Source organism: Kitasatospora sp. NEAU-CNBT7 (assembly GCF_057220535.1).
In genome coordinates this window covers 253,336-275,653 of the sequence record NZ_JBXQQB010000007.1, presented here as the reverse complement: position 1 = coordinate 275,653, position 22,318 = coordinate 253,336, and the positions used below count along the sequence as shown (strand labels likewise).

At 73.6% G+C, this 22,318-nt stretch carries 19 protein-coding genes and 1 tRNA gene; 13 read left to right on the top strand and 7 right to left on the bottom strand.

Annotated features, from left to right (window positions below):
• The first annotated feature begins 6 nt into the window (after positions 1 to 6).
• The 3 genes from AC2TEW_RS12855 to AC2TEW_RS12845 all read left to right on the top strand — a co-directional run bounded on the left by AC2TEW_RS12855 (position 7) and on the right by AC2TEW_RS12845 (position 1,901).
• Positions 7 to 447, top strand: a complete 441-nt coding sequence (locus AC2TEW_RS12855) for a molybdenum cofactor biosynthesis protein MoaE (RefSeq protein WP_051814206.1) — start codon at positions 7 to 9, stop codon at positions 445 to 447.
• Positions 448 to 622: 175 nt separating this feature from the next.
• Positions 623 to 787 (top strand): hypothetical protein, encoded by a 165-nt coding sequence (locus tag AC2TEW_RS12850; protein WP_368666634.1) that lies wholly within the window; start codon positions 623 to 625, stop codon positions 785 to 787.
• 49 nt (positions 788 to 836) lie between these two features.
• Complete coding sequence (locus AC2TEW_RS12845; protein WP_484623483.1) at positions 837 to 1,901, top strand: YlbL family protein; 1,065 nt, start codon at positions 837 to 839, stop codon at positions 1,899 to 1,901.
• Positions 1,902 to 1,937: 36 nt separating this feature from the next.
• Here the strand turns inward: AC2TEW_RS12845 and AC2TEW_RS12840 are convergent, their stop codons facing one another.
• The gene (locus tag AC2TEW_RS12840; protein ID WP_484623482.1) at positions 1,938 to 2,513 is read right to left on the bottom strand and encodes a PPA1309 family protein; all 576 of its coding nucleotides are present in this window, start codon (positions 2,511 to 2,513) and stop codon (positions 1,938 to 1,940) included.
• Between the two features lie 207 nt (positions 2,514 to 2,720).
• Here AC2TEW_RS12840 and AC2TEW_RS12835 point away from each other — a divergent pair, with 207 nt between their 5' ends.
• The 4 genes from AC2TEW_RS12835 to AC2TEW_RS12820 all read left to right on the top strand — a co-directional run bounded on the left by AC2TEW_RS12835 (position 2,721) and on the right by AC2TEW_RS12820 (position 10,053).
• Positions 2,721 to 5,732, top strand: a complete 3,012-nt coding sequence (locus tag AC2TEW_RS12835; RefSeq protein ID WP_484623481.1) for a UPF0182 family membrane protein — start codon at positions 2,721 to 2,723, stop codon at positions 5,730 to 5,732.
• 56 nt (positions 5,733 to 5,788) lie between these two features.
• Positions 5,789 to 5,862, top strand: a tRNA-Met gene (locus AC2TEW_RS12830).
• Between the two features lie 501 nt (positions 5,863 to 6,363).
• Positions 6,364 to 8,337, top strand: a complete 1,974-nt coding sequence (locus AC2TEW_RS12825) for a tetratricopeptide repeat protein (protein ID WP_484623480.1) — start codon at positions 6,364 to 6,366, stop codon at positions 8,335 to 8,337.
• A gap of 237 nt (positions 8,338 to 8,574) precedes the next feature.
• Positions 8,575 to 10,053: a catalase gene (locus tag AC2TEW_RS12820; protein ID WP_484623479.1), complete on the top strand. Its 1,479-nt coding sequence runs from the start codon at positions 8,575 to 8,577 to the stop codon at positions 10,051 to 10,053.
• A gap of 250 nt (positions 10,054 to 10,303) precedes the next feature.
• Here the strand turns inward: AC2TEW_RS12820 and hisN are convergent, their stop codons facing one another.
• From hisN to AC2TEW_RS12795, 5 genes are all read right to left on the bottom strand, one after another.
• A complete protein-coding gene (gene hisN / locus AC2TEW_RS12815; protein WP_484623478.1) occupies positions 10,304 to 11,101 on the bottom strand; it encodes a histidinol-phosphatase in 798 nt (265 codons plus the stop codon).
• Between the two features lie 101 nt (positions 11,102 to 11,202).
• The gene (locus tag AC2TEW_RS12810; RefSeq protein ID WP_484623477.1) at positions 11,203 to 11,526 is read right to left on the bottom strand and encodes a DMT family transporter; all 324 of its coding nucleotides are present in this window, start codon (positions 11,524 to 11,526) and stop codon (positions 11,203 to 11,205) included.
• Between the two features lie 103 nt (positions 11,527 to 11,629).
• Positions 11,630 to 12,685 carry a ribosome small subunit-dependent GTPase A gene (gene rsgA / locus AC2TEW_RS12805; protein ID WP_484623476.1) on the bottom strand — a complete coding sequence of 352 codons (1,056 nt, stop codon included), beginning with the start codon at positions 12,683 to 12,685 and terminating at the stop codon, positions 11,630 to 11,632.
• A 16-nt stretch (positions 12,686 to 12,701) separates the two neighbouring features.
• Complete coding sequence (gene aroA / locus AC2TEW_RS12800; protein ID WP_484623475.1) at positions 12,702 to 14,021, bottom strand: 3-phosphoshikimate 1-carboxyvinyltransferase; 1,320 nt, start codon at positions 14,019 to 14,021, stop codon at positions 12,702 to 12,704.
• A 98-nt stretch (positions 14,022 to 14,119) separates the two neighbouring features.
• The gene (locus tag AC2TEW_RS12795) at positions 14,120 to 14,833 is read right to left on the bottom strand and encodes a M50 family metallopeptidase (protein ID WP_484623474.1); all 714 of its coding nucleotides are present in this window, start codon (positions 14,831 to 14,833) and stop codon (positions 14,120 to 14,122) included.
• Positions 14,834 to 14,995: 162 nt separating this feature from the next.
• Here AC2TEW_RS12795 and AC2TEW_RS12790 point away from each other — a divergent pair, with 162 nt between their 5' ends.
• The 4 genes from AC2TEW_RS12790 (at position 14,996) to rsrA (ending at position 17,741) form a co-directional block, all read left to right on the top strand.
• Positions 14,996 to 15,745, top strand: a complete 750-nt coding sequence (locus tag AC2TEW_RS12790) for an SOS response-associated peptidase (RefSeq protein WP_484623473.1) — start codon at positions 14,996 to 14,998, stop codon at positions 15,743 to 15,745.
• A gap of 14 nt (positions 15,746 to 15,759) precedes the next feature.
• Positions 15,760 to 16,395: an alpha/beta hydrolase family protein gene (locus AC2TEW_RS12785; protein ID WP_484623472.1), complete on the top strand. Its 636-nt coding sequence runs from the start codon at positions 15,760 to 15,762 to the stop codon at positions 16,393 to 16,395.
• A 357-nt stretch (positions 16,396 to 16,752) separates the two neighbouring features.
• Positions 16,753 to 17,403 carry a sigma-70 family RNA polymerase sigma factor gene (locus tag AC2TEW_RS12780; RefSeq protein WP_199520530.1) on the top strand — a complete coding sequence of 217 codons (651 nt, stop codon included), beginning with the start codon at positions 16,753 to 16,755 and terminating at the stop codon, positions 17,401 to 17,403.
• Positions 17,400 to 17,741: a mycothiol system anti-sigma-R factor gene (gene rsrA, locus AC2TEW_RS12775; RefSeq protein ID WP_484623471.1), complete on the top strand. Its 342-nt coding sequence runs from the start codon at positions 17,400 to 17,402 to the stop codon at positions 17,739 to 17,741. The genes AC2TEW_RS12780 and rsrA overlap by 4 nt, the downstream gene beginning before the upstream one ends.
• Positions 17,742 to 17,805: 64 nt before the next feature.
• On the opposite strand, the gene AC2TEW_RS12770 is transcribed toward rsrA, so the two are convergent.
• Positions 17,806 to 19,095, bottom strand: a complete 1,290-nt coding sequence (locus tag AC2TEW_RS12770) for a carbohydrate-binding protein (protein ID WP_484623470.1) — start codon at positions 19,093 to 19,095, stop codon at positions 17,806 to 17,808.
• 415 nt (positions 19,096 to 19,510) lie between these two features.
• Here AC2TEW_RS12770 and AC2TEW_RS12765 point away from each other — a divergent pair, with 415 nt between their 5' ends.
• The gene (locus AC2TEW_RS12765) at positions 19,511 to 20,932 is read left to right on the top strand and encodes an HD-GYP domain-containing protein (protein WP_484623469.1); all 1,422 of its coding nucleotides are present in this window, start codon (positions 19,511 to 19,513) and stop codon (positions 20,930 to 20,932) included.
• The gene (locus AC2TEW_RS12760; RefSeq protein WP_484623468.1) at positions 20,929 to 22,239 is read left to right on the top strand and encodes an HD-GYP domain-containing protein; all 1,311 of its coding nucleotides are present in this window, start codon (positions 20,929 to 20,931) and stop codon (positions 22,237 to 22,239) included. Before AC2TEW_RS12765 ends, AC2TEW_RS12760 begins: the two co-directional genes overlap by 4 nt.
• Positions 22,240 to 22,318 lie beyond the last annotated feature (79 nt).

Genomic DNA, 22,318 nt, shown 5'->3' with positions numbered 1-22,318 from the left:
GGGGGCATGTCCGAGAACCACGACCCGATCCGTCTGCTCGCGATCCGCGAGACCCCGCTCTCGCTCGACGAGGTCTACGAGGCGGTCGGTGACGACGCGGCCGGCGGCACCACCGTCTTCGTCGGGACGGTGCGCGACCACGACGGCGGCAAGTCGGTCGCCGCGCTGGAGTACAGCGCCCATCCCACGGCCGAGCGCGAGCTGCGCCGGGTCGCCGAGAAGGTCGTCGCGGACTTCCCGGTCCGTGCGCTGGCGGCCGTGCACCGGATCGGCCGGCTGGAGATCACCGACAAGGCGGTGATCGTCGCGGTCTCCTGCGCCCACCGCGGCGAGGCCTTCGCGGCGGCCCGCCGGCTGATCGACGACCTCAAGCACGAGGTGCCGATCTGGAAGCACCAGGTCTTCGCCGACGGCGAGGAGGAGTGGGTCGGCGCCGGCGGTTGCTGAGCGCGCCCGGGTCCTCACCCGTTCGGCCGACGGGCGGGGCCGGGCATCCCCCGTGGCGGTGACGCCTCCAGGGCTCCCGTAACCCGGATGGCGCTGCAGCCGTTCTCCACCCGGGCGGCTAATCTGCTCATAGACACGACGAGCTGGGAGTACGGATATGGCTGCGCTCGCCTGGTTGATCATTCCCGTTGTCGCCCTGCTGCTCGGCACCCTGTGGGCCCTGTGGGCCGCCCGTACCCCGAGAGCCACCGCCGATCCCGCCTCGCTCGCCGAGCACCAGCGCTTCCGCGCCGCGATGGAGCGCAGCACGGCCGGCGGCCGCGAACCCGGCGGGCGCTGAGCCCGGGCCCCGGCAGCGCCCGGTCACCGGCTTCCCGTACTGTCGAGCCATGCCACGCCGCTCCGCGACGATGCTCGCCGCCACCCTGCTGCTGATAGGCCTGCTCTGCGCCTCAGTGGTGATGAAGGTCCCGTACACCGAGATGAGCCCGGGTCCGACCTTCAACACCCTCGGGGTGCAGGACGGCACGGGGCAGCCGGTGATCACCATCACGGGGCACGAGACGTACCCGACCAGCGGGAACCTCAACATGACCACCGTCCAGGTGACCGGGGCCAACTACCAGCCCAGCCTGGTCTCCGCCGTGGTCGGCTGGCTGCGCGACGACGTGCTGGTGGTGCCGCACGACAACGTGTACCCCAAGGGCCAGACCGACAAGGAGGCCCAGCAGCAGAACGCCGAGGAGTTCGCCTCGTCCGAGGACAGCGCCAAGACCGCCGCCCTCACGGAGCTCGGCATCCCGGTCGGCGCGCAGGTGATCGTGGCCTCGGTGGCGGCGGGCGGGCCCTCCGAGGGCCGGCTGCACGCCGGGGACCGGATCCTCGCGGTGGACGGCACGCCGGTGACCACCGCGGCCTCGGTGGCCGAGCAGGTGACCAAGCACAAGCCGGGTGAGACCACCGTCTTCACCGTGGTCCCGCACGGCGCGGCGGACTCCGCCAAGACCGACGTCCCGATCCCGACGGCGAAGGCCCAGGGCGGCGACCGGGCGATCGTGGGCATCGTGCCCGGGATCGACCACACCTACCCGTTCAAGATCGACATCGGGCTGCAGGACGTCGGCGGCCCGAGCGCCGGCCTGATGTTCGCGCTCGGCATCGTCGACAAGCTGACGCCCACCGACCTGACCGGCGGCAAGTTCGTGGCCGGCACCGGGACCATCGCCGACGACGGCAAGGTCGGGCCGATCGGCGGCATCCAGATGAAGCTGATCGCCGCCCGCAACAAGGGCGCCCAGTACTTCTTCACCCCGGCCGACAACTGCGCCGAGGCGGTCAAGGGCACCCCGAGCGGGCTGACCCTGATCAAGGTGGACAACCTGGACGGCGCGCTCAAGGCACTGGATTCCGTCCGGGCCGGCCGGAACGACGCGCTGCCCGCCTGCCCCCGCTGACCCGGCCGGGCCGGCGGAGGCGGGACGGGCGGCCGGTCAGGAGAAGGTCGCCAGCAGGGCCTCGGTCAGCCCCGGCACCAGGTCGGGCCCGGTCAGCACCTCACGGGCGACGTCCTTCTCGCGCAGCCGCAGGGCGATCTCGCGCGAGCCGTCGCGCAGCACCGCCGCGGTGATCCGGACCTCCTGACGGGCCGGGTGGTTCGCCACCCAGTCGGCCAGCTCGGCCTCGGTGGCGTTCTTCGGCCGGGTCTGCTCGGCGCCCGGCGGGAGCATCAGCCGCTCGACCACCAGCGCGCAGCCGACCACCTGGTCCGGCCAGGCGATGGTGCCGAGGAACTTGTCCAGCGCCGTACCGGCCGGCAGTTCCTCCTGCTCGACCGGGGTCAGACCGGCGGCGTCGCCGTCGGTCAGGCCGAGCTGCTTGGCCAGCCGGGGGTCCGCCTTGCGCAGCTTCGCGGTGTCCACCAGGGCGAACAGCCGGGCCGGGAGGTCCCAGCCGAGGGTGGCGGCGTACTCGTCGATCTCCAGCGCGGCCCGGGTGAGCGGGGTCGCGGCGGGCAGGCCGGCGGCCTCGGACGGCGTGCCGGACGGGGTGTTGTGGGCATCGGACATGCCCCAATCCTCACATGCGCCGAAGGGCCCGCCGCTCCGCCGGGCCGCGGGCCCGGCCGCGGCCCGGGTCCGGGGAAGGCCCGATCTCGTTCCCAACCGTGGGAACTCCGGTAAAGACCGATTAAGTTGCACTGGAGTCCGACCCACCACGAAGTCCACGACACACGTCCACGACACAACAGCAGAGGTGCCACCTTGGTATTCCAGATGCCGGATCGCCCCGGCCCGGGCTTCCGTGCCAGAGTCGGCCCGCCCTCCCGTCGCACCAAGGTGCTCCTGCTGACCGCGGGCGTGCTCGCCGCCCTGTTCGTGCTCTTCGTGCTGTTCTCCGGGGTGTGGACGGACTGGCTGTGGTTCAAGTCCGTCCGCTACTCCTCCGTCTTCACCTCCCAGCTGTGGACCAAGGCCGGGCTGTTCGCCGTCTTCGGCCTGGCGATGGCCGTGGTGGTCGGGGCCAACGTCTGGCTGGCGTACCGGCTGCGCCCGCCGCTGGCCGCGATGTCGGTCGAGCAGCAGAGCCTGGACCGCTACCGGATGGGCGTGGCCCCGTACCGGAAGTGGCTGCTGATCGGCGTCTCGCTGCTGGTCGGCCTGGTCGCGGGCGCCGCGGCGAGCGGGCAGTGGCGGACCTGGATGCTGTGGACCAACGAGACGTCGTTCGGGGTCAAGGACAGCCAGTTCCACCTGGACGTCTCCTTCTACGCCTTCGAACTGCCCTGGTACGAGTTCCTGCTGGGCTTCGCGTTCAGCGCGGTGATCGTCTCGCTGCTGGCCTCGCTGCTGGTGCACTACCTGTACGGCGGCCTGCGGCTGCAGGGCCCGGGCCGCCGGGCCAGCGCCGGCGCGCAGGGCCATCTCGCGGTGCTGCTCGGCGTGTTCGTGCTGCTGAAGGCGGTGGCGTACTGGCTGGACCGGTACGCGCTGGCGGTGAAGTCCGGTGCGTACAAGGGCGTGGACGGCTGGACCGGCCTGCGCTACGTGGACGCCAACGCGTTCCTGCCGGCCAAGACCATCCTGTTCTTCGTCGCGATCATCTGCGCGCTGCTGTTCTTCCTCACCCCGGTCCGCCGCACCTGGGCCCCGGCGCTGATCGGTTTCGGCCTGATGGCGCTCTCCGCGGTGCTGATCGGCGGCGTCTACCCGGCGATCGTGCAGCAGTTCCAGGTCAAGCCGAACGAGCAGGCCAAGGAGACGCCGTACATCCAGAAGAATATCGACGCCACCAGGCAGGCGTACGGCATCGCGGACAGCCAGACCCAGCAGTACGACCCCAAGGGCACCACCAGCGCCGACGCGCTGAAGCCGGACGCCCAGACGGTCGCCGACATCCGGCTGCTGGACCCCAACGTGGTCTCGCCGACGTTCCAGCAGAACGAGGCGCTGCGGAAGTACTACGCGTTCCCCAAGACCCTGGACGTCGACCGGTACGGCAGCCAGGACACCGTGGTCGGCGTGCGCGAACTCGACCTGAACGGGGTCCAGCAGCGCAACTGGATCAACGACCACTTCAAGTACACCCACGGCTACGGCCTGGTCGCCGCCAAGGGCAACCAGGTCGACGCGCTGGGCAACCCGGTCTACACCGAGTCCTCGCTGCCGACCCAGGGTTCGCTCGGCGACTACCAGCAGCGGGTCTACTACGGCGAGAAGACCGGCACCTACTCGATCGTCGCCGGCACCGACATGGACGAGATCGACTACACCTCGGAGTCCGGCGCCGCGGTCAGCTACAAGTACAGCGGCGGCAGCGGGGTCTCGCTGGACAACCCGCTCACCCGGGCCGCGTACGCGGTGAAGTTCGCCGAGCCGCAGATCCTCTACTCCGGTGCGATCGGCGACGGCGCCAAGGTGATCTACGACCGCACCCCCAAGGAGCGGGTGGAGAAGGTCGCCCCGTGGCTGTCCATCGACGCCGACCCGTACCCGGTGGTGCAGGACGGCAAGCTGGTCTGGGTGCTGGACGGCTACACCACCTCGGACGGCTTCCCGTTCTCCTCCAAGACCACCCTCGGCGACGTCACCAAGGACTCGCTGACCGACCAGCGCGGCCGCACGCTGACCGCCGTCAACACGGTCAACTACATCCGCAACTCGGTGAAGGCCACCGTCGACGCCTACACCGGCGAGGTGACGCTCTACCAGTGGGACGACACCGACCCGGTGCTGAAGACCTGGATGAAGGCCTTCCCCGGCACGGTCAAGGCGAGGACCGACATCCCGGCCACCCTGCTGCCGCACCTGCGGTACCCGCAGGACCTGTTCAAGGTGCAGCGCGACCTGCTCTCGCAGTACCACATGACCGACGCCAGCGGCTTCTTCAACGGCACCGACATCTGGCAGGTGCCGGTCGACCCGACCACCGCCGCCGGTGAGGTCCAGCCGCCGTACTACCTGACCGTCCGGATGCCCGACGCCCCGGCCGCGAGCTTCTCGCTGACCACCAGCTTCGTGCCCAGCGGCCGGGACAACCTGGCCGCCTTCATGGCCGTCAGCGCGGACCCCGGCCCGGACTACGGGAAGATCCGCATCCTGAAGGTGCCGAGCGGCTCCGGCGCGCTCGGACCGAAGCTGACCCAGGCCAAGTTCAACTCCGACCCGGCCGTGGCCAACCAGCTCACCCTGCTGCGCACCGGCACCGACTCCGACATCGAGTACGGCAACCTGCTGACCCTCCCGGTCGGCGGCGGCCTGCTCAACGTCGAACCGGTCTACCTGCTCGGCCGCAGCGCCAAGGTCCCGGTGCTGAAGAAGGTCCTCGCGGTGTACGGCAACGACAACGTGGCGCTGGAGGACACCCTGGAGAAGGCCCTCGCCAAGGTGTTCGGCAACGCGGCCAGCGGCGCACCGATCACCCCGACGGCGCCGACCGCACCGGGGACCGCCCCCACCACGCCGACCACGCCCAGCCCGGGGACCACCCCGAGCCCGGGCGCCACCCCGAGCACCCCTGCCCCGGGGGCGGGGACGGGGACGGACCCGGCCGTGACCAAGGCGATCCAGGACGCGCAGAAGGCGTACGACGACAGCCAGGCGGCGCTGAAGAGCGGTGACTGGGCCAAGTACGGCGAGGCCCAGAAGGCGCTCCAGGAGGCGCTCAACCGGGCGGCCGCGGCGCAGTCGGCCCAGCAGCCGGCCCAGCAGTCGGCGCAGCCGGCACCGCCGAGCGGTGGCGCCACCGCGGCGCCGACGCCGAGTGCCTCGCCCACGCCCGGCTCCTGAGCTGCGGTAACCGATTGATGATCTGCCCCGCGTCCGTGCTACTGTGGAGCTACCGACGCGGGGTGGAGCAGCTCGGTAGCTCGCTGGGCTCATAACCCAGAGGTCGCAGGTTCAAATCCTGTCCCCGCTACTCAGTAGCAGAAGGCCCGGAGGATCAGATCCTCCGGGCCTTCGCCATGAGGTGGGTGTCATGAGTGGCCGAATGAGTGATCAACTCCGGTACGATGCCTGACCGGGGTTTGTGGGGGACAAGTGTCGGGAAATCGACAAAGCGCTGAAGCAATCTCGCCGGGCTTCGGCTCCGCCCCGTCAAATTCGTCCGGGGCAGGTGTACGCGGGTTGCGGGTGGTGCGACGATGGAGCACATGGGGGACGCAGTACGGCCGTTGACGGGCCGTCGGCTCCGACACGTCCCTCGGGGGTCTGTCTCCGGCCGTGGGCCGGGGCGGGGGTCCGTCCCGGTCGTGAGGCTGGGGCGGGGGTCCGCTCCGGTCGGAAGGCTGGGGTGGGGGTCTGCTCCGGTCGTGAGGCTGGGGTGGGGGTCCGTCCCGGTCGGAAGGCTGGGGTGGGGGTCCCCCCGGCCGAAGGCTGGGGGAGGGTGCCGCAGCACTCTGGGGGAGCGGGAGTCGGCATGAAGCTGATCGGCAGGAACGAGCGAGGAGCGGGGACCGGCGCCGCCCGTGGCGCGGACGACCCGCACCACGGTATCGAGGCGGACACCGAGGGCTGGGCGATCAGCCCCGACGACACGCACACCGCTCTGCCCGCCCAGCGCACCGGCGTGCAGACCGCGCCGCGGCCGGAGGGCTACGGCCCCGAGAGCCTGGTGCACGTCTCCGCCCGGCAACTCGTCGACGCCATCGGCCCGTACGCCCGGAGCGCCGCCCCCGAGGCCGTCGAGCCGGAGGCCGCCAGCTTCGAGAGCGCGCTCGCCGCCCGGGAGCAGGCCGCCCTGGAGTCCCGGCACCGGCAGGCCGCCGACGGCGGTGACGCCAACGCGGCGAGCCAGCTCGGTGCGCTGCTGCTGCGCCGGGGCGACCTCGCCGACGCCGAGCCGTACCTGCGGTCGGCCGCGGCGGCCGGGCTGCGGGCCGCCGCCAACAACCTGGGTGTGCTGCTGCACCAGCAGGGCCAGCGCGCCGAGGCCGCCCAGTGGTGGCGGCAGGCCGCCGTCGCGGGCAGCGCCCCGGCGGCGCACGCGCTCGGTCTGCAACTGCGCGACCAGGGCGAGGAGGAGGCCGCCGAGTACTGGCTGCATTTCGCGGCCGAGCACGGCCACCCGCTCGGGGCGTACGCGCTGGGCGATCTGATGGAGCATCGGCGCGACGTCCGGGCCGAGCGCTGGTTCAAGGCGGCCGCCGACGCCGGGCACCGCGAGGCCGCGTACCGGCTGGCCCGGATGCGGGAGGCGGCCGGTGACAAGGAGACCGCCGAGACCTGGTACCGCACCGCCGCCGCGCGCAGCCACGCCCGCGCCGCGCTGCGGCTCGGCGTGCTGCTGGAGGAGCGCGCCCAGGAGGAGCCCGCGCTGGTCGAGGAGGCCGCGCGCTGGTACCGGCAGTCCGCGCAGAACGGCGAGGCCCGGGCGGCCTGCGCGCTGGGCTTCCTGCTGCGCGACACCGGCGACCTGACCGCGGCCGCCGAGTGGTGGCAGGAGGCGGCCGACGCCGGTGACGGCACCGCCGCCAACGCGCTCGGCGCGCTGCACGCGAGCCGCAACGAGCCGGTCGAGGCCGAGCGCTGGTACCGGGTGGCACTGGAGGCGGGCGACCACAACGGCGCGTTCAACCTCGGCCTGCTGTGCGCGGGCGCCGGCCGTGAGGCGCAGGCCGAGCAGTGGTACCGCCGTGCCGCCTACGCGGGGCACCGGGAGGCCTGCAACGCGCTGGCGGTGATCCTGCTCCAGCGCGGTGACGAGTCCGGCGCCGAGCCCTGGTTCTCCAAGGCGGCCGAAGCCGGCAGCGTGGACGGCGCGTTCAACCTCGGTGTGCTGCACGCCGGGCGCGGGGATCAGCAGCAGGCGCACGAGTGGTACGCGCGCGCCGCGGCGGAGGGGCACGGCGAGGCGGCGCTTCAGCTGGCCGTCGCCCAGGAGCAGCGCGGTCACCTGACGGCCGCACTCGAGCGCTACCGCCAGTCGGCGGTCGGCGGTTCGGCGGAGGGCGCGTTCCGGCTCGCCTCGCTGCTGGACCGGCGCGGCGACGTGGACTCCGAGGCGGAGCACTGGTACGCCGTGGCCGCGGACGCCGGGCACCGGCGGGCCCAGGTCCGGATGGGGGTGCGGGCGGCCGAGCGCGGCGCACTGGAGATCGCCGAGAGCTGGTACCGGCGGGCGGCGGAGGCGGGGAGCCGCAGCGCGGCGTTCAACCTCGGGCTGCTGCTGGCCCGGCAGGACTCCGAGGCGGAGGCGATGCTCTGGTACACCCGGGCCGCGGATGCCGGGCACGGGCGGGCGGCACTGCGGCTCGCACTGCTGGCGCTGCGGCGGGGTGAGCCGGTGCAGGCGGAGAACTGGTGCCGCCGGGCGGGCGAGTACGGGCCGGCGGAGGTCGCGGAGCGGGCGGCACGGCTGCTGGGCGCGCTCAACGCGGAACTCAGCGCCTGAGGCGTAACCCCGGCTGGAGGCCGGGGGCGGAGCTGCGCGAAACGGAAGGTGCGGCGCCGTCACTTCCGATGTCGCGCAGTTCTCCGCGCCCCTGAGCAGCGCCGCCCGGTCCGGGACGCGAAGAGCGCTGCCCGGCCCAGTGACCTAGGAAGCCTCTGGGATTGGTGCACGTGTTGACTTAGACAATGTCCAAGCTAGGATCTGGTCTGTCACGACCGGACCACGCGGAGGCATGCCATGACCACCCAGGACGACCTGCGGCCCACCCTCACCACGGAGGCCGGCGCGCCCGTCGCCGACAACCAGAACACCGAGACGGCCGGTGTGGGCGGCCCGGCGCTCCTCCAGGACCAGCACCTCTTCGAGAAGCTCGCGCACTTCAACCGCGAGCGCATCCCGGAGCGCGTGGTGCACGCCCGCGGCGCGGGCGCCTACGGCACCTTCACGGTGACCGCCGACGTGACGCCGTACACCAGGGCGGCGTTCCTGTCCGAGGTCGGCAAGCAGACCGAGACCTTCCTGCGGTTCTCGACCGTGGCGGGCAGCCTGGGCTCCGCGGACGCGGTCCGCGACCCGCGCGGCTTCGCGCTGAAGTTCTACACCGAGGACGGCAACTACGACCTGGTCGGCAACAACACCCCGGTCTTCTTCATCAAGGACGCCGTCAAGTTCCCGGACTTCATCCACACCCAGAAGCGCGACCCGTACACCGGTTCGCAGGAGGCGGACAACGTCTGGGACTTCTGGGGCTTCTCGCCCGAGTCCACCCACCAGGTGACCTGGCTGTTCGGCGACCGCGGCATCCCGGCCACCCTGCGGCACATGAACGGCTACGGCTCGCACACCTACCAGTGGCAGAACGAGGCCGGCGAGCACTTCTGGGTGAAGTACCACTTCAAGACCGACCAGGGGATCCGCAACCTCACCCAGGCCGAGGCCAACGCGCTCGCCGGTGAGGACCCGGACAGCCACCAGCGGGACCTGCGCGAGTCGATCGAGCGCGGCGACTTCCCGAGCTGGACCGTGCAGGTGCAGATCATGCCCGCCACCGACGCCGCCACCTACCGGTTCAACCCCTTCGACCTCACCAAGGTCTGGCCGCACGCCGACTACCCGCCGATCGAGATCGGCCGCCTGGAGCTCAACCGCAACCCCGACAACGTGTTCGCCGAGGTCGAGCAGTCGATCTTCTCCCCGGCGCACTTCGTCCCCGGCATCGGCCCGTCCCCGGACAAGATGCTCCAGGGCCGCCTGTTCGCCTACGCGGACGCCCACCGCTACCGGGTCGGCATCAACGCCGACCACCTGCCGGTGAACCGCCCGCACGCCACCGAGGCGCACACCAACCACCGCGACGGCCACCTCTACGACGGCCGCCACGGCCGCCGCAAGAACTACGAGCCCAACAGCTTCGGAGGCCCGGTGCAGACCGGCCGCCCGCTGTGGGCCGCCGTCCCGGTGGCCGGTGCCACCGGCACCCACGAGGCCCCCGCGCACGCCGAGGACGACGACTTCGGCCAGGCCGGCAGCCTCTACCGGCTGTTCTCCGAGGAGGAGAAGCAGCGCCTGATCGCCAACCTGGCGGGCTTCATCGGCAAGGTCTCGGCCGACCGCGACGACATCGTCGAGCGGGCGATCGACAACTTCCGCCGGGCCGACGCCGACTACGGCCGCCGCCTGGAGGAGGCCGTCCGCGGGCTGCGCAAGCAGAAGTAGCGGCGGCCGCACGAGCTGCGGGCCCGGGGGGGGGGAAGGGGGTTTCGGGACCCCGAGCAATTTAACAAAAAAGAGGAAGAACAGAGCGGGGCAAAAAAGGGAGGGAGTTATTGCCTATCGATTCCCCGCTCCCCCCCCCCCCCCCCCCCCCCCCCCCCCCGCGACCAGTTGACCGGACGAGGAGCCGACCGGACGGCCACTTGACCGGGGGGCCGGCCGGTCGGTCACACGGCCGGACCGGACCGGCGGCTCAGACGCTCAGACGGCGCAGCGCCTCCTCGTGCAGCAGCCCGTTGCTGGCGACCGCGTCCGCGCCGTTCGGCCCGTCGTAGCCGTCCAGACCGGTGAAGCGGCCGCCGGCCTCCTGCACCACGATGCACGGCGCGGCCATGTCCCACAGGCTCAGCTCGGGCTCGGCCGCGATGTCCACCGCGCCCTCGGCGACCATCATGTACGACCAGAAGTCGCCGTACGCGCGGGTCCGCCAGCAGGCCCGGGTGAGGTCCAGGAACGGGTCGAGCCGCCCGCGCTCCTCCCAGCCGGTGAGCGAGGAGTAGGAGAGCGAGGCGTCGCCGAGGTCGGCCACGCCCGAGACCGAGATCCGGCTCGCCTTGGCCAGGCTGCGGCCGGCGTACGCGCCCAGGCCCTTGGCCGCCCACCAGCGGCGGTTCAGCGCGGGGGCGGAGACGATGCCGACCACCGGCTGCAGCTCGCCGTCCACGCCCTCCTCCAGCAGCGCGATCAGGGTGGCCCAGACCGGCACCCCGCGGACGTAGTTCTTGGTGCCGTCGATCGGGTCGACCACCCAGCGCCGGGGGCCGTTGCCCTGCAGGCCGTACTCCTCGCCGAGCACCGCGTCGCGCGGCCGGGCCCGCTGCAGCACGCTGCGCACCAGCTCCTCGGCGGCCTTGTCGGCGTCGCTGACGGGCGTCAGGTCGGGCTTGGTCTCGACCTTGAGGTCCAGCGCCTTGAAGCGCTCCATGGTGACGGAGTCGGCCGAGTCGGCGAGGACGTGGGCAAGGCGGAGATCGTCGTGGTAGTCGGCCATGCCCGAACGATAGCGAGCCGCCCGCGTTCCCGACACCACGGCTCGCTCGGTGGACGCGCGGGCGGACCGGGCGGGCCGGGCGGACCGGGACGCCCCGGCGGTCAGTGCCCGCTGCCGCTGAGCTGGAGCCCGACCACCCCGGCGATCACCAGGCTGATCGAGAGCAGCTTCAGGGTGCTGCTGGACTCGTCCAGGAAGACCATCCCGTACACCGCGGTGCCGGCCGCCCCGATCCCGGTCCACACCGCGTAGGCGCTGCCCACCGGCAGGTACTTCAGCGAGAGGGTGAGCAGGCCGAAGCTGCCCAGCGCGAAGCAGCAGAACGCGACGGTGGGCCAGAGCTTGGTGAAGCCGTGGCTCAGCTTGAGGTTGACCGCGAAGCCGGTCTCCAGCAGACCGGCGAGGATCACCATGGCCCATGGCATCGCGCTGTCTCCCTGCGCCCGGCGGCACCGGACCGGACGGTCCGACCTTCCTATGATCGCCACGCCGGGGCCCTCCGACACCTCCCGACCGGCCGAACGTGGGTCAGTCGCCCTCGCCCGCCTCGCGGGTGGAGAGCAGCCGGCGCAGCGAGTACAGCCGGGCCGGGTCGGCGTGGCCGTCCGCGACCCAGGCGTCCAGCGCGCAGTCCGGCTCGTCGTGGCTGCAGGCGCGCGGGCAGTCCACGGTGCCCGGCTCCAGGTCGGGGAAGGCGAGGATGACCCGGGACGGGTCGATGTGCGAGAGCCCGAAGGACCGGAAGCCCGGGGTGTCGATCACCCAGCCCGGATCCAGCGCCTTCTTCGAACCCGGCTTGGCCCCGGGCGGCGGCGGCAGCCGCAGCGCCAGCGCCGACACGGTGGTGTGCCGGCCGCGCCCGGTGACGGCGTTGACGTGCCCGGTGGACCGCTGGCGCTCCGGCACCAGCGCGTTCACCAGGGTGGTCTTGCCGACCCCGGAGTGGCCGATGAAGACCGTGGACAGTCCGCGCAGCCGTTCCCGGACCGCCTCCGCGCCGACCGTCTCCAGCTCGTCCCGCCGGGTCACCACGTACCGGATGCCCAGCGGCGCGTACGCCTCCAGCAGCGGCTCGGCCGGGGCCAGGTCGGACTTGGTGAGCACCAGCAGCGGCTCCATGCCGGCGTCGTACGCCGCCACCAGGCAGCGGTCGATCAGCCGGGGCCGCGGCTCCGGGTCGGCCAGCGCGGTGACGATCGCCAGCTGCTGGGCGTTGGCGACCACGATCCGCTCGTACGGGTCGTCGTCGTCCGCGGTGCGCCGCAGCACCGAGCTGCGCTCCTCGACCCGGACGATCCGGGCCAGCGTGTCGGCCTCGCCGGACAGGTCGCCGACCACGTTGACCACGTCGCCGACCACCACGCCCTTGCGGCCCAGCTCACGCGCCTTCATGGCGATGACCTGGCGCTCCTGCTTGGTGCCCGCGTCCACCAGGCAGGTCAGCCGGCCCCGGTCCACGGTGAGGATCATCGCCTCGGCGGCGTCCTCGTGCTTGGGCCGGATCCGCGTCCGCGGCCGGGAGCCCTTGCGGCCCGGGCGGTTGCGGATGTCGTCCTCGTCGGCGTCCTTGCCGTAGCGGCGCATGCTGTTCTACTTCCCGTCAGCTCTGGCCCAGCAGGTCGGACCACATCTGCGGGAAGTCCGGCAGGGTCTTGGCGGTGGTCGCCACGTTCTCCACCTCGACGCCCTTGACCGCGAGGCCCAGCACGGCGGCGGCGGTGGCCAGCCGGTGGTCCTCGTAGGTGTGGAAGACCCCGCCGTGCAGGGTGCGCGGGCGGATCCGCAGGCCGTCCTCGGTCTCGGTGACGTCGCCGCCGAGGTCGTTGATCTCCTTGGCCAGCGCGGCCAGCCGGTCGGTCTCGTGCAGCCGCAGGTGCGCGATGCCGTACAGGTGGGACTCCGAGTCGGCGAGCGCCGCCACCGCGGCGATCACCGGGGTGAGCTCGCCGACGTCGTGCAGGTCGGCCTCGATGCCGTGGATCCGGCCGGTGCCGGTGAACTCCAGGCCCTCGTCGGTGAAGCGGCACTCGCCGCCCATCCGGGTGTACAGCTCGCGCAGCTGGTCGCCCGGCTGGTAGGTGTGCTTCGGCCAGTCCCGGACGGTCACCCGGCCGCCGGTGACCAGCGCGGCGGCGAAGAACGGCGCCGCGTTGGAGAGGTCCGGCTCGACCACCAGGTCGCGGCCGATCAGTGCGCCCGGGGTGACCCGCCAGACGTCCTTCTCGCCGCCGTCCTCGGGGGCGTCGACCTGGCCGCCGGCCTTGCGGACCATGTCGACGGTCATCCGGATGTGCGGCAGCGAGGGCACGGTGGAGCCGGTGTTCCGGATCTCCACGCCGTTGTTGTAGCGGGCGCCGGACAGCAGCAGGGCGCTGACGAACTGGGAGGAGGAGGACGCGTCCAGCTCGACCGGGCCGCCGTCCAGCGAACCGGTGCCGTGCACGGTGAGCGGGAAGCCGCCGCGCCCGCCGTCGTCGATCCGCGCCCCGAGGGCGCGCAGCGCGTCGATCACGCCGTGCTGGGGGCGCTCGTAGCAGCGGGGGTCGCCGTCGAAGTGGACCGCGCCGTCGGCGAGCACCGCGAGCGGGGGCAGGAAGCGCATCACGGTGCCGGCGTTGCCGACGTCCACCTGGGCCGGGCCGCGCAGCCGGCCGGCCGGGATGACCCGCCAGGCCTCACCGCCGCCGGTGCCGCCGCTGGCCGCGTTGACCGTCTCCTCGATGCCGACGCCGAGCGCCCGCAGACCGTCCGCCATCAGCTGCGAGTCGCGGCTGCGCAGCGGCCGGCGGACCCAGCCCGGGCCGTCCGCGAGCGCCGCCAGCACCAGCGCGCGGTTGGTCGCGGACTTCGAGCCGGGGATGGTCACGGTCGCGTCGACGGCGGCGGTGGCGACGGGTGCAGGCCACAGGGTGTCGGTCATGCGCCAAGTCTAGGGGTGGTGGGTGTACCGGCCGGTGCGGCGCCCGGGCGCGTGCCGGGGGCGTGCGGACGCTGCGCCCCGCCCCGGCCGGCCGCAGCTCAGCGGGTGGGCCAGTCCAGCAGCCGGCCGCCGCCGATCAGCAGGCACACCAGCGAGACCACCAGGAACAGCGTGACCCACAGCAGCGGGCTGACCCCGGTCAGCCGGCCGAGCTGGTCGGCGTCCGAGTCGGGCGCCCCGCCGTGCCGCCGCTTGCGCTGGAGCTCGACCACCGGCCGCACCCCGGCCAGCAGCAGGAACCAGACGCCCAGGTAGGCGAAGCCGGCCTGCAGCTCGTCGCCGCCGTACCAGGACACCAGCACGAACGCGGCCCCGGTGACCACCACCGAGAGCACCCCGAAGGCGTTCCGGATCATGATCAGCATCCCGGCCAGCAGCAGGATGGAGATCCACAGCAGCGCGGTGACCCGGCCGGCGGCCAGCAGGGCGGCGCCGCCGAGCCCCAGCAGCGACGGCGCCGTGTAGCCGGCCGCGGCGGTCAGCACCATGCCAGGGCCGGTCGGCGGACCGGAGGAGAGGGTCAGGCCCGAGGTGTCGGAGTGCAGCCGGATGCCCGACAGCCGCCGCCGGGTGAGCAGGGCGACCAGGCCGTGCCCGCCCTCGTGCGCGATGGTCACCACGTTGCGGCTCAGCCGCCAGGCCGGGTGCAGCACCACCGCGAGCAGCGCGGCGGCGGCGGTGGCCAGCACCAGCCAGCCCGGCGGCATGGGCTGCGGGTCCACCAGCCGGTGCCACACGTCAGCGATGTCCATCCGTACCGTCCACCTCGCTCGGTCCTCTGCCGGAGCGGCAGCCTCCCATGCGGGGACGGTGCAGCGGTAGCGCGCGGTTCTCCCCGCGGCCGTTCCCGCCGTACGGGTCCGCTCCGCGCAGCGGCGCCGTGCGGCGGGCGCGGGCATGGCAAGCTGATCCCCATGTGCGGACGCTTCGCCTCCTCCACCGCGCCCGAGGACCTGGTCGAGCTCTTCGGGGTGGAGCAGTGGGACCCTGCGGAGACGCTCGCGCCGAGCTGGAACGTGGCCCCCACCGACCGGGCCTACGTGGTGCTGGACCGCGCCCCCCGGGGCGGCCCGGCGCCGGTGCGGCAGCTGCGGGTGCTGCGCTGGGGCCTGGTGCCGGCGTGGTCGAGGTCGGCGGAGACCGCGGTCAAGATGATCAACGCCCGGGCCGACACCGTGCACGAGAAGCCCGCCTACCGGCAGGCCTTCGCCTCCCGCCGCTGCCTGCTCCCGATCGACGGCTACTACGAGTGGCAGCAGATACCCGGGGCCAAGGGCCGGGCCGGCAAGCAGCCGTACTTCGTCTCCCGCGCGGACGGCGGGGTGCTGGCGCTGGCCGGCCTGTACGAGTTCTGGCGCGACCGCACGCTGCCCGCCGACCACCCGGACGCCTGGCGGGTCACCTGCACGGTCGTCACCACCGAGGCCGAGCCGCTGCTCGCGCCGATCCACGAGCGGATGCCGCTCTTCCTCGACCCGGGCGGCTTCGACGCCTGGCTCGACCCGGCCCGCACCGACCCGGACGACCTGCGGTCGCTGCTGGTGCCGCCCGCCCCCGGCGCGCTGCGGGTGCACCCGGTGGGCGCCGCCGTCGGCAGCATCCGCAACAACGGTCCCGAGCTGGTCCGCGAGCTGACCGACGAGGACCGAACCACCCTCTTCTGACCCCGGAGCCACGCGTGCAGAGTCTGGTCCCCACCCCCGCCGGCGACGCCCGGATCACCCTGTTCGAGCCGGCCGGCCGGCCGCGGGCCACACTGGCGCTCGGCCACGGCGCGGGCGGCGGCGTGGAGGCCGCCGACCTGCAGGCGCTGGCGCGGGTGCTGCCGCCGCTCGGCTTCGCCGTCGCGCTGGTCGAGCAGCCCTGGCGGGTGGCCGGGAAGAAGGTCGCGCCGCCGCCGAAGACCCTGGACGGCGGCTGGCTGCCGGTGGTTCCGGCGCTGTCCGCGGCCGAGGTGCCGCTGGTGGTCGGCGGCCGCAGCGCGGGCGCCCGGGTGGCCTGCCGGACCGGTCTGGCGTCCGGTGCGGCGGGCGTCCTGGCGCTGTCCTTCCCGCTGCACCCGCCGGGCCGCCCCGAGCGCAGCCGGGCCGCCGAACTGCTCGGCAGCGGTCTGCCCACCCTGGTGGTGCAGGGCGGCGCGGACACCTTCGGCGGGCCCGCGGAGTTCCCGCGGCTGCCCGCCACCCACCGGCTGGTGGAGGTGCCGGAGGCGGGCCACGGGTTCAAGGTCCCCAAGCGGGCCGCGCTCGGTCCGCAGGAGGTGCTCGACCTGATCACCGGGGCGGTCGCGGACTGGCTGGCCCGCCTGGTCTGAGCCGCCCGGCCGGGCCGCCGCCGGGCCCGGGAATGCGAAACGGTGTCCGATGGTTGACCCCACCGTCAGCAGAGTCCCGGGTGAAAGGCGGCGCAGCACATGGGTTCGATCGCGTGCCCCGAGCGGCCGGAGGAGCGAGCGGCGGCCAACGCCCTCGTACCCGACTGGTCGGAGTGGCTGGTCGCGGGCGAGAAGCCCGTGAGCCCGATATCCTCCATCTCGGGTCGGCCCGTGGTGGGCCGGGCCGGTGCTGTCGAGGAGGTGGGTCCGGTCGTCGCGACCGATGACGAGTCCGTGCCGGACGTGGGCACCCCGGACGAGGGGCTGCCCGCGGGCGAGGCGCTGACCGGCGAGGAGCTGGCCGAGGCGATCGGCGAGGACACCTTCCGGGTGTCCGCGGACGAGAGCGAGGAGGCCCGGCGCGAGCGCTTCGAGCGTGACGCGCTGATGTACCTCGACCCGATGTACTCGGCGGCGCTCCGGATGACGCGCAACCCGGCCGACGCGGAGGACCTGCTGCAGGAGGCGTTCGCCAAGGCGTACGCGTCCTTCCACCAGTTCCGTGAGGGCACCAACCTCAAGGCGTGGCTGTACCGCATCCTCACCAACACCTTCATCAACTCGTACCGCAAGAAGCAGCGCGAGCCCCAGCGCACCGCGGCCGAGGAGATCGAGGACTGGCAGCTGGCGCGCGCCGAGTCGCACATGTCGACCGGGCTGCGCTCGGCCGAGGCGCAGGCGCTCGACCACCTGCCGGACAGCGACGTGAAGGACGCCCTGCAGGCGATCCCGGAGGAATTCCGCATCGCGGTGTATCTCGCGGACGTAGAGGGCTTTGCGTACAAGGAGATCGCGGACATCATGGGTACACCCATCGGTACGGTGATGTCCCGACTGCACCGGGGCCGCCGTCAGTTGCGCGGCATGCTGGAGGATTACGCCCGTGACCGCGGGCTGGTCCCGGCGGGCAGTGGAGCAGGGCAGGAAGCGAAGGGCGCGGGCTCATGAGCTGCGGCGATCCGCACGACACCGAGTGTGGCGAGGTGCTCGACCACCTCTACGAATTCCTCGACAACGAGATGGCCGAGGGCGACTGCGCCAAGCTGCGGGTGCACTTCGAGGAGTGCTCCCCCTGCCTGGAGAAGTACGGTCTCGAACAGGCCATCAAGGCGCTGATCAAGCGGTCCTGCGGCTGCGACGACACGCCTGCGGACCTGCGCACCAAGGTGCTGGCGCGGATCGACTCGATCCGGGCCGGCCAGCGCTCCGCGCAGGCCGCGGCGGCCTCCGCCGCCGACGGTCCGCCGGCCGGGCACGGCGCCCCGGCGGCGGCCACCGCCGAGTAGCGCCCCCGCACCCGCACGCGCGCGGGCCGGCCCCGGGAGGTCCCGGAGCCGGCCCGCGCCGTCGTCAGCAGGGACCGTCGTCGGCCCAGACGCCCCACTGGCCGCTGGCCGTCGGGACCTCGTTCAGGGTCCACCACTTCGCGTGGTACTTGCGGCCCTGGTAGGAGACCTGGTTGCCGTTGGTGTAGGTGGTGGTGGCGCTCCAGGCCGGCAGCGTGCAGGAGCCCGAGGTGGGGCTGGAGCTGGGGCTCGGGCTGGTCGGCGGCGGGCTGGTCGGCGGGGTGGTGGGCGGCGTCGCCCCGGCGAACTTCACGGTGAACTTGGTGAAGTCCCAGTCGTTCTGCGCCACGCTGGAGCAGGAGCCGGACAGGCCCGGATCGACCGGACCCGCGCACTGGCGGTCCCGGTTGACGGACCAGTAGGTGTAGCGGGCCAGCTTGTGCGCGGTGGCGAAGTCCAGCACGGTCTGGAAGTCGGCCTGCCGGAAGTACTCGGCGGCGTCGGTGCGGCCGTTCATCAGCGAGACGCCCTCGTGGGCGTAGGCGGTGGCCTCGCTCCAGCCGAAGGTGGTCTGCAGGATCTGGTTGAACTTCACCAGTGCGTCGGTCTGCGCGGCCGCGCCGTTGAACCCGCCGTCGAACGGCATGATCGAGTAGTTGTCCGGGGTGAAGCCCTGGCCCTTGGCCTCCAGCAGCATCTGGGTCCCGAACCAGCCGGTGCCCGCGTTGGTGCCGGCCGTGGTGATCGAGACGTACAGGCCCGGGTTGTCGCGCTGGAGGATCTTCGCGGCGCCGATCTCGTTGTGGATCGCCGCGGTGTTCTCGTACTCGGGCTCCTCGAGGTCGAAGTCGATCGCCTTGAGCTGGTACTTGGTGATCACCTTCTGGTACCCGGCCGCGGTCGCCTCCGGGGTGCCGCAGCCCTGGCCGAGCTTGTTGCCGCCGTAGCCGCCGACCGAGACCGAGACGTCGCCGCCCTTGGCCCGGATCTTCTGGATGACCGCGGGCATCACGGTGTCGGTGTCGATCGAGGAGGTGCCGCCCCAGGCGGGCCGGCAGCCGCCCGCGTCCAGGATGAAGGCCAGCTGGAAGGCCTTCTGGCCGGTCGCGTCCATCACCGCGGCCGGGTCCGGCGGGCTGTTGTCCTCCGGCATCAGGTACGGCGCCGAGGCGTACCAGTTGCTGCCCAGGGCTTCGGCGGCGGCCGGGGCGGCGGACGCCGCGGTGCCGGACAGCGCGGCCACGCCGCCGGCCAGCAGGCCGAGCGCGGCGGTGGCGGCGGCGGCGACCGCGCCCCGGCGGCGGCGGTGCCGTCCGGGCGGTGCGGCGGGGGAGCGGAGCATGGTGCGTTCCATGGCGGAACCTCTCCGAGCGGGGGTGTGGGGGATCGCCCGGCCGCGGCGGGGCGCGGCCGGATGGCGCTGAACCGAGGTGCGCGGCAGGGGGATTGCGGCCCGGGACCGACCTGACCGGAGACCGGGCTGCTCCATAAAATGGACTGGACCACCTGTGGGGGTCAAGAGCCCGGCGCAGGCTTGGGACTCTCTTAAGGTCCCGTTGCGGCGCGGCGGTGGAGCCGGCCCACCGGCACGCCGTTTCACTCGTTCGGGTGAGCTGACGCGGTGGCGGCAGCGGCAATCCGCCATCGTGCGCCGCAGCCCGCGGGTCGCGCCCTATCCTCCTGACTGGCCCTCACGACGCAGGGCCGGAGCACGCGGTGGGGAGGCCGGTATCGCCAGGAATCGCGACGGGGCGCCCCTGCCGGGCCCGGTGGCCGTCTGTGTCGCCGGGGTGCTGCTGGCCGGCCTGCTGTGCCTGCTGCCCCTGGTGGCGCCCGCGCCCGCCGACTGGCTCGGCGGACCGGTGGACCTGCGGCGGCTCGCGCCCCTGGCGCTGCTGCACCTGTGCCTCGAGTCGCTCGCGGACGGCGCGCCCACCCCGTGCTCCCGGATCTGGCGCCGGCTCGCGGGCCGCGCCCCGCACCCGGACCGGCCGGGCCGGCGCGGCGGCAGCAGCTTCTTCCCCGTCCTGTTCGCCGGTGTGCTGATGCTGCCCCCGGCCGCCGCCGCCCTGGTCGCGGTCCCGGCCGCGCTGTTCGGCAACGCCGCCCGGCCCGGCCCGGTGCGCCGGCTGTGGAACGCCGCCCAGCTGGCACTGGCCGCCTTCGCCGGCGCGGTTGCCTTCCACCTGCTCGGCGGCCCGCGCCTGCTGCTCGGCTCCCGCTTCCCCGCCGCGGCGCTCGGCGCACTCGCCGCCGTCCTGGTGTTCTGTGTGGTCAACGGTGTCCTGGTGGGCATCGTGCGGCGGCTGTCCGGGAGCGGCGAACCGATCGGCGGCCCCCGGGCACTGTGGGCGTGCCTGGTGCCCGCGCTGCTGCACGGCGCGGCCGGACTGATGGTCGCGGTGCTCTGGCAGGGCCCGTACGGCGCGCTCGCCGTGCTGCTGGCCCTGCTGCCGCTGTCCATCTCCGCCTGGGTGTCCGCGCAGACCCACCGGGAGCAGGCCGCCCACCGGGCCACCGTCCAGGCCCTGGTGCAGGCGGTGGAGATCAAGGACGCCTACACCCGCGGGCACAGCGAGCGGGTCGGCCGGGCCTCGGTGCTGATCGCCCGCCAGCTCGGCATGGCCGAGGACCGGATCCGCACCCTGCACTTCGCCGGCACCCTGCACGACGTCGGCAAGCTCGCCGTCGCCACCGAACTGCTGCGCCGAAACGGTCCGCTCAGCGAGGCCGAACGGCACGCGGTCGAGGTGCACCCGGTGGCCGGCCACGACCTGGTCCGCGACCTCGCCTTCCTCGGCGAGGCCCGGGACGGCATCCTGCACCACCACGAGCGCCTCGACGGCCGCGGCTACCCGGACGGGCTGGCCGGCAGCCGGATCCCCGAGTTCGCCCGGATCATCTCGGTCGCCGACGCCTTCGACTCGATGACCTCCACCCGCTCCTACCGGCGCGGCCGCCCGGTCGACGAGGCGGTGGCGGAGCTCGGCCGCTGCGCCGGCAGCCAGTTCGACCCGGTGATGGTCGGCGCGCTGGTCAGCGCCCTGGACCGGCACGGCTGGCAGGTCGAGCCGCCGCCGCCCGGCGGCTGGGACGGCGAGGTGCCGGACATCCCGCTCGGGGTGCCCGAGCCGGCCCGCCGGTCCCGCGGCCGGGGCCCCGCGGTCCCCACCCGGGGCGGTCCCTCGTGAGCGGGGCGGCGCCCGCGGCGCTGTACGGGGCGGCGGCGGGGCTGTTCGTGGCGGCGCTGGCGCACACCGTCGTGCACGGTCTGGCCGAGCCGGCCGTCGCGCTGGCCTTCGTCGCCCTGATCGCGGCCGGCGAGTGCGTCCGGGTGGTCCTGCCCGGCGACCGGGAGCAGGCCCCGGTCGGCACCGCCGCCGCCCTGGCGTACGCCCTGCTCGGACCGCTGCGCGGGCTGCCGACCTCGCACGGCACCCTCCAGGTGGTGACCGTGGCCGGGCTCGGCACGCTGGCCGGGGCGCTGCTGCGGCGGCCGGCCGGGCGCCCGCCCGGGGCGGTCCGGGCGCGGGCCGACGCCGCCGTGCGCCGGCTGCTCACGGCGGCCTTCGCCGCGGTGCTGTTCCAGCCGCTGTACACCAGCGGCGCGATCGACCGGCTCCCGCTGACCGGCCCCCGGTACGGGGCGTTCCTGATCGCGGTGGCCGCGCTGGCCGCGCTCTGCGACGCCGCGCTGGCGGCCGTGTTGCAGCGCTCCCGCACCGGGGTGCGGTTCGCCGCCGCGCTGGAGGACGAACTGCGGTCACTGGCCGGGATCGGTTCGGCGATCGTCGCCACCGGGATGCTGCTGAGCCTGCTGGCGGGCGAGGTCGGACTGTGGGCGCTGCCGCTGTTCTGCTCCCCGCTGCTGCTGGCGCGGGCCGCCTTCCGCCGGGCGGCGGCCGTCCGCACCACCACCGGGCAGACCATCGCCGCGCTGGCCCGGGCCACCGAGGTGGCCGGCTACACCACGCCCGGCCACGCCCGGCGGGTCGCCGACACCGCCTGCGCGCTCGGCCGGGAACTGGGCCTCGGCACCCGTGACCTCGCCATGCTGGAGTACGCCGCGCTGATGCACGACATCGGCCAGCTCTCCCTGGTCGAGCCGGTCCCGGACGGCGCGACCGCCCTGCTGCCCGCCGAGGAGCAGCAGCGGATCGCCCGGCTGGGCAGCGAGGTGATCCGGCGCACCGGGGTGCCCCGGCAGGTCTGGCAGCAGGTCGCCATGCTGGCCGACCCGGGGCGGCTGCCCGACGGCCGCCCGGACCGTTCACTGCCGGTGGCCGCCCGGATCATCCGGGTCGCCAACGCGCACGACGACCTGCTGACCGCCGCGCGCAGCGCCGGCCTGACCGAGGTGGCGGGACGGCTGGAGGCGCTGGAACGGCTCCGGCTGGAACGCGGCCGCGCCTACGACCCGGTGGTGCTGGACGCGCTGGTCAGAGTGGGTGGCGGGGGACCGGCGGCGACGGTGGGTGACGGCCGTGCGGCCAACTGAACGACCGCGCGGGGAGCGCGTGTCACGGGTGCCGTGGTTGGATGCGGTCGTGGCGGGAACACCCGAGGCGGGGCGACCC

Coding starts and splice junctions, on each gene's coding strand:
- AC2TEW_RS12855 (WP_051814206.1), top strand. CDS start 7: ATGTCCGAGAACCACGACCCGATCCGTCTGCTCGCGATCCGCGAGACC.
- AC2TEW_RS12845 (WP_484623483.1), top strand. CDS start 837: ATGCCACGCCGCTCCGCGACGATGCTCGCCGCCACCCTGCTGCTGATA.
- AC2TEW_RS12840 (WP_484623482.1), bottom strand. CDS start 2,513: ATGTCCGATGCCCACAACACCCCGTCCGGCACGCCGTCCGAGGCCGCC.
- AC2TEW_RS12835 (WP_484623481.1), top strand. CDS start 2,721: ATGCCGGATCGCCCCGGCCCGGGCTTCCGTGCCAGAGTCGGCCCGCCC.
- AC2TEW_RS12825 (WP_484623480.1), top strand. CDS start 6,364: ATGAAGCTGATCGGCAGGAACGAGCGAGGAGCGGGGACCGGCGCCGCC.
- AC2TEW_RS12820 (WP_484623479.1), top strand. CDS start 8,575: ATGACCACCCAGGACGACCTGCGGCCCACCCTCACCACGGAGGCCGGC.
- hisN (WP_484623478.1), bottom strand. CDS start 11,101: ATGGCCGACTACCACGACGATCTCCGCCTTGCCCACGTCCTCGCCGAC.
- AC2TEW_RS12810 (WP_484623477.1), bottom strand. CDS start 11,526: ATGCCATGGGCCATGGTGATCCTCGCCGGTCTGCTGGAGACCGGCTTC.
- rsgA (WP_484623476.1), bottom strand. CDS start 12,685: ATGCGCCGCTACGGCAAGGACGCCGACGAGGACGACATCCGCAACCGC.
- aroA (WP_484623475.1), bottom strand. CDS start 14,021: ATGACCGACACCCTGTGGCCTGCACCCGTCGCCACCGCCGCCGTCGAC.
- AC2TEW_RS12795 (WP_484623474.1), bottom strand. CDS start 14,833: ATGGACATCGCTGACGTGTGGCACCGGCTGGTGGACCCGCAGCCCATG.
- AC2TEW_RS12790 (WP_484623473.1), top strand. CDS start 14,996: ATGTGCGGACGCTTCGCCTCCTCCACCGCGCCCGAGGACCTGGTCGAG.
- rsrA (WP_484623471.1), top strand. CDS start 17,400: ATGAGCTGCGGCGATCCGCACGACACCGAGTGTGGCGAGGTGCTCGAC.
- AC2TEW_RS12770 (WP_484623470.1), bottom strand. CDS start 19,095: ATGGAACGCACCATGCTCCGCTCCCCCGCCGCACCGCCCGGACGGCAC.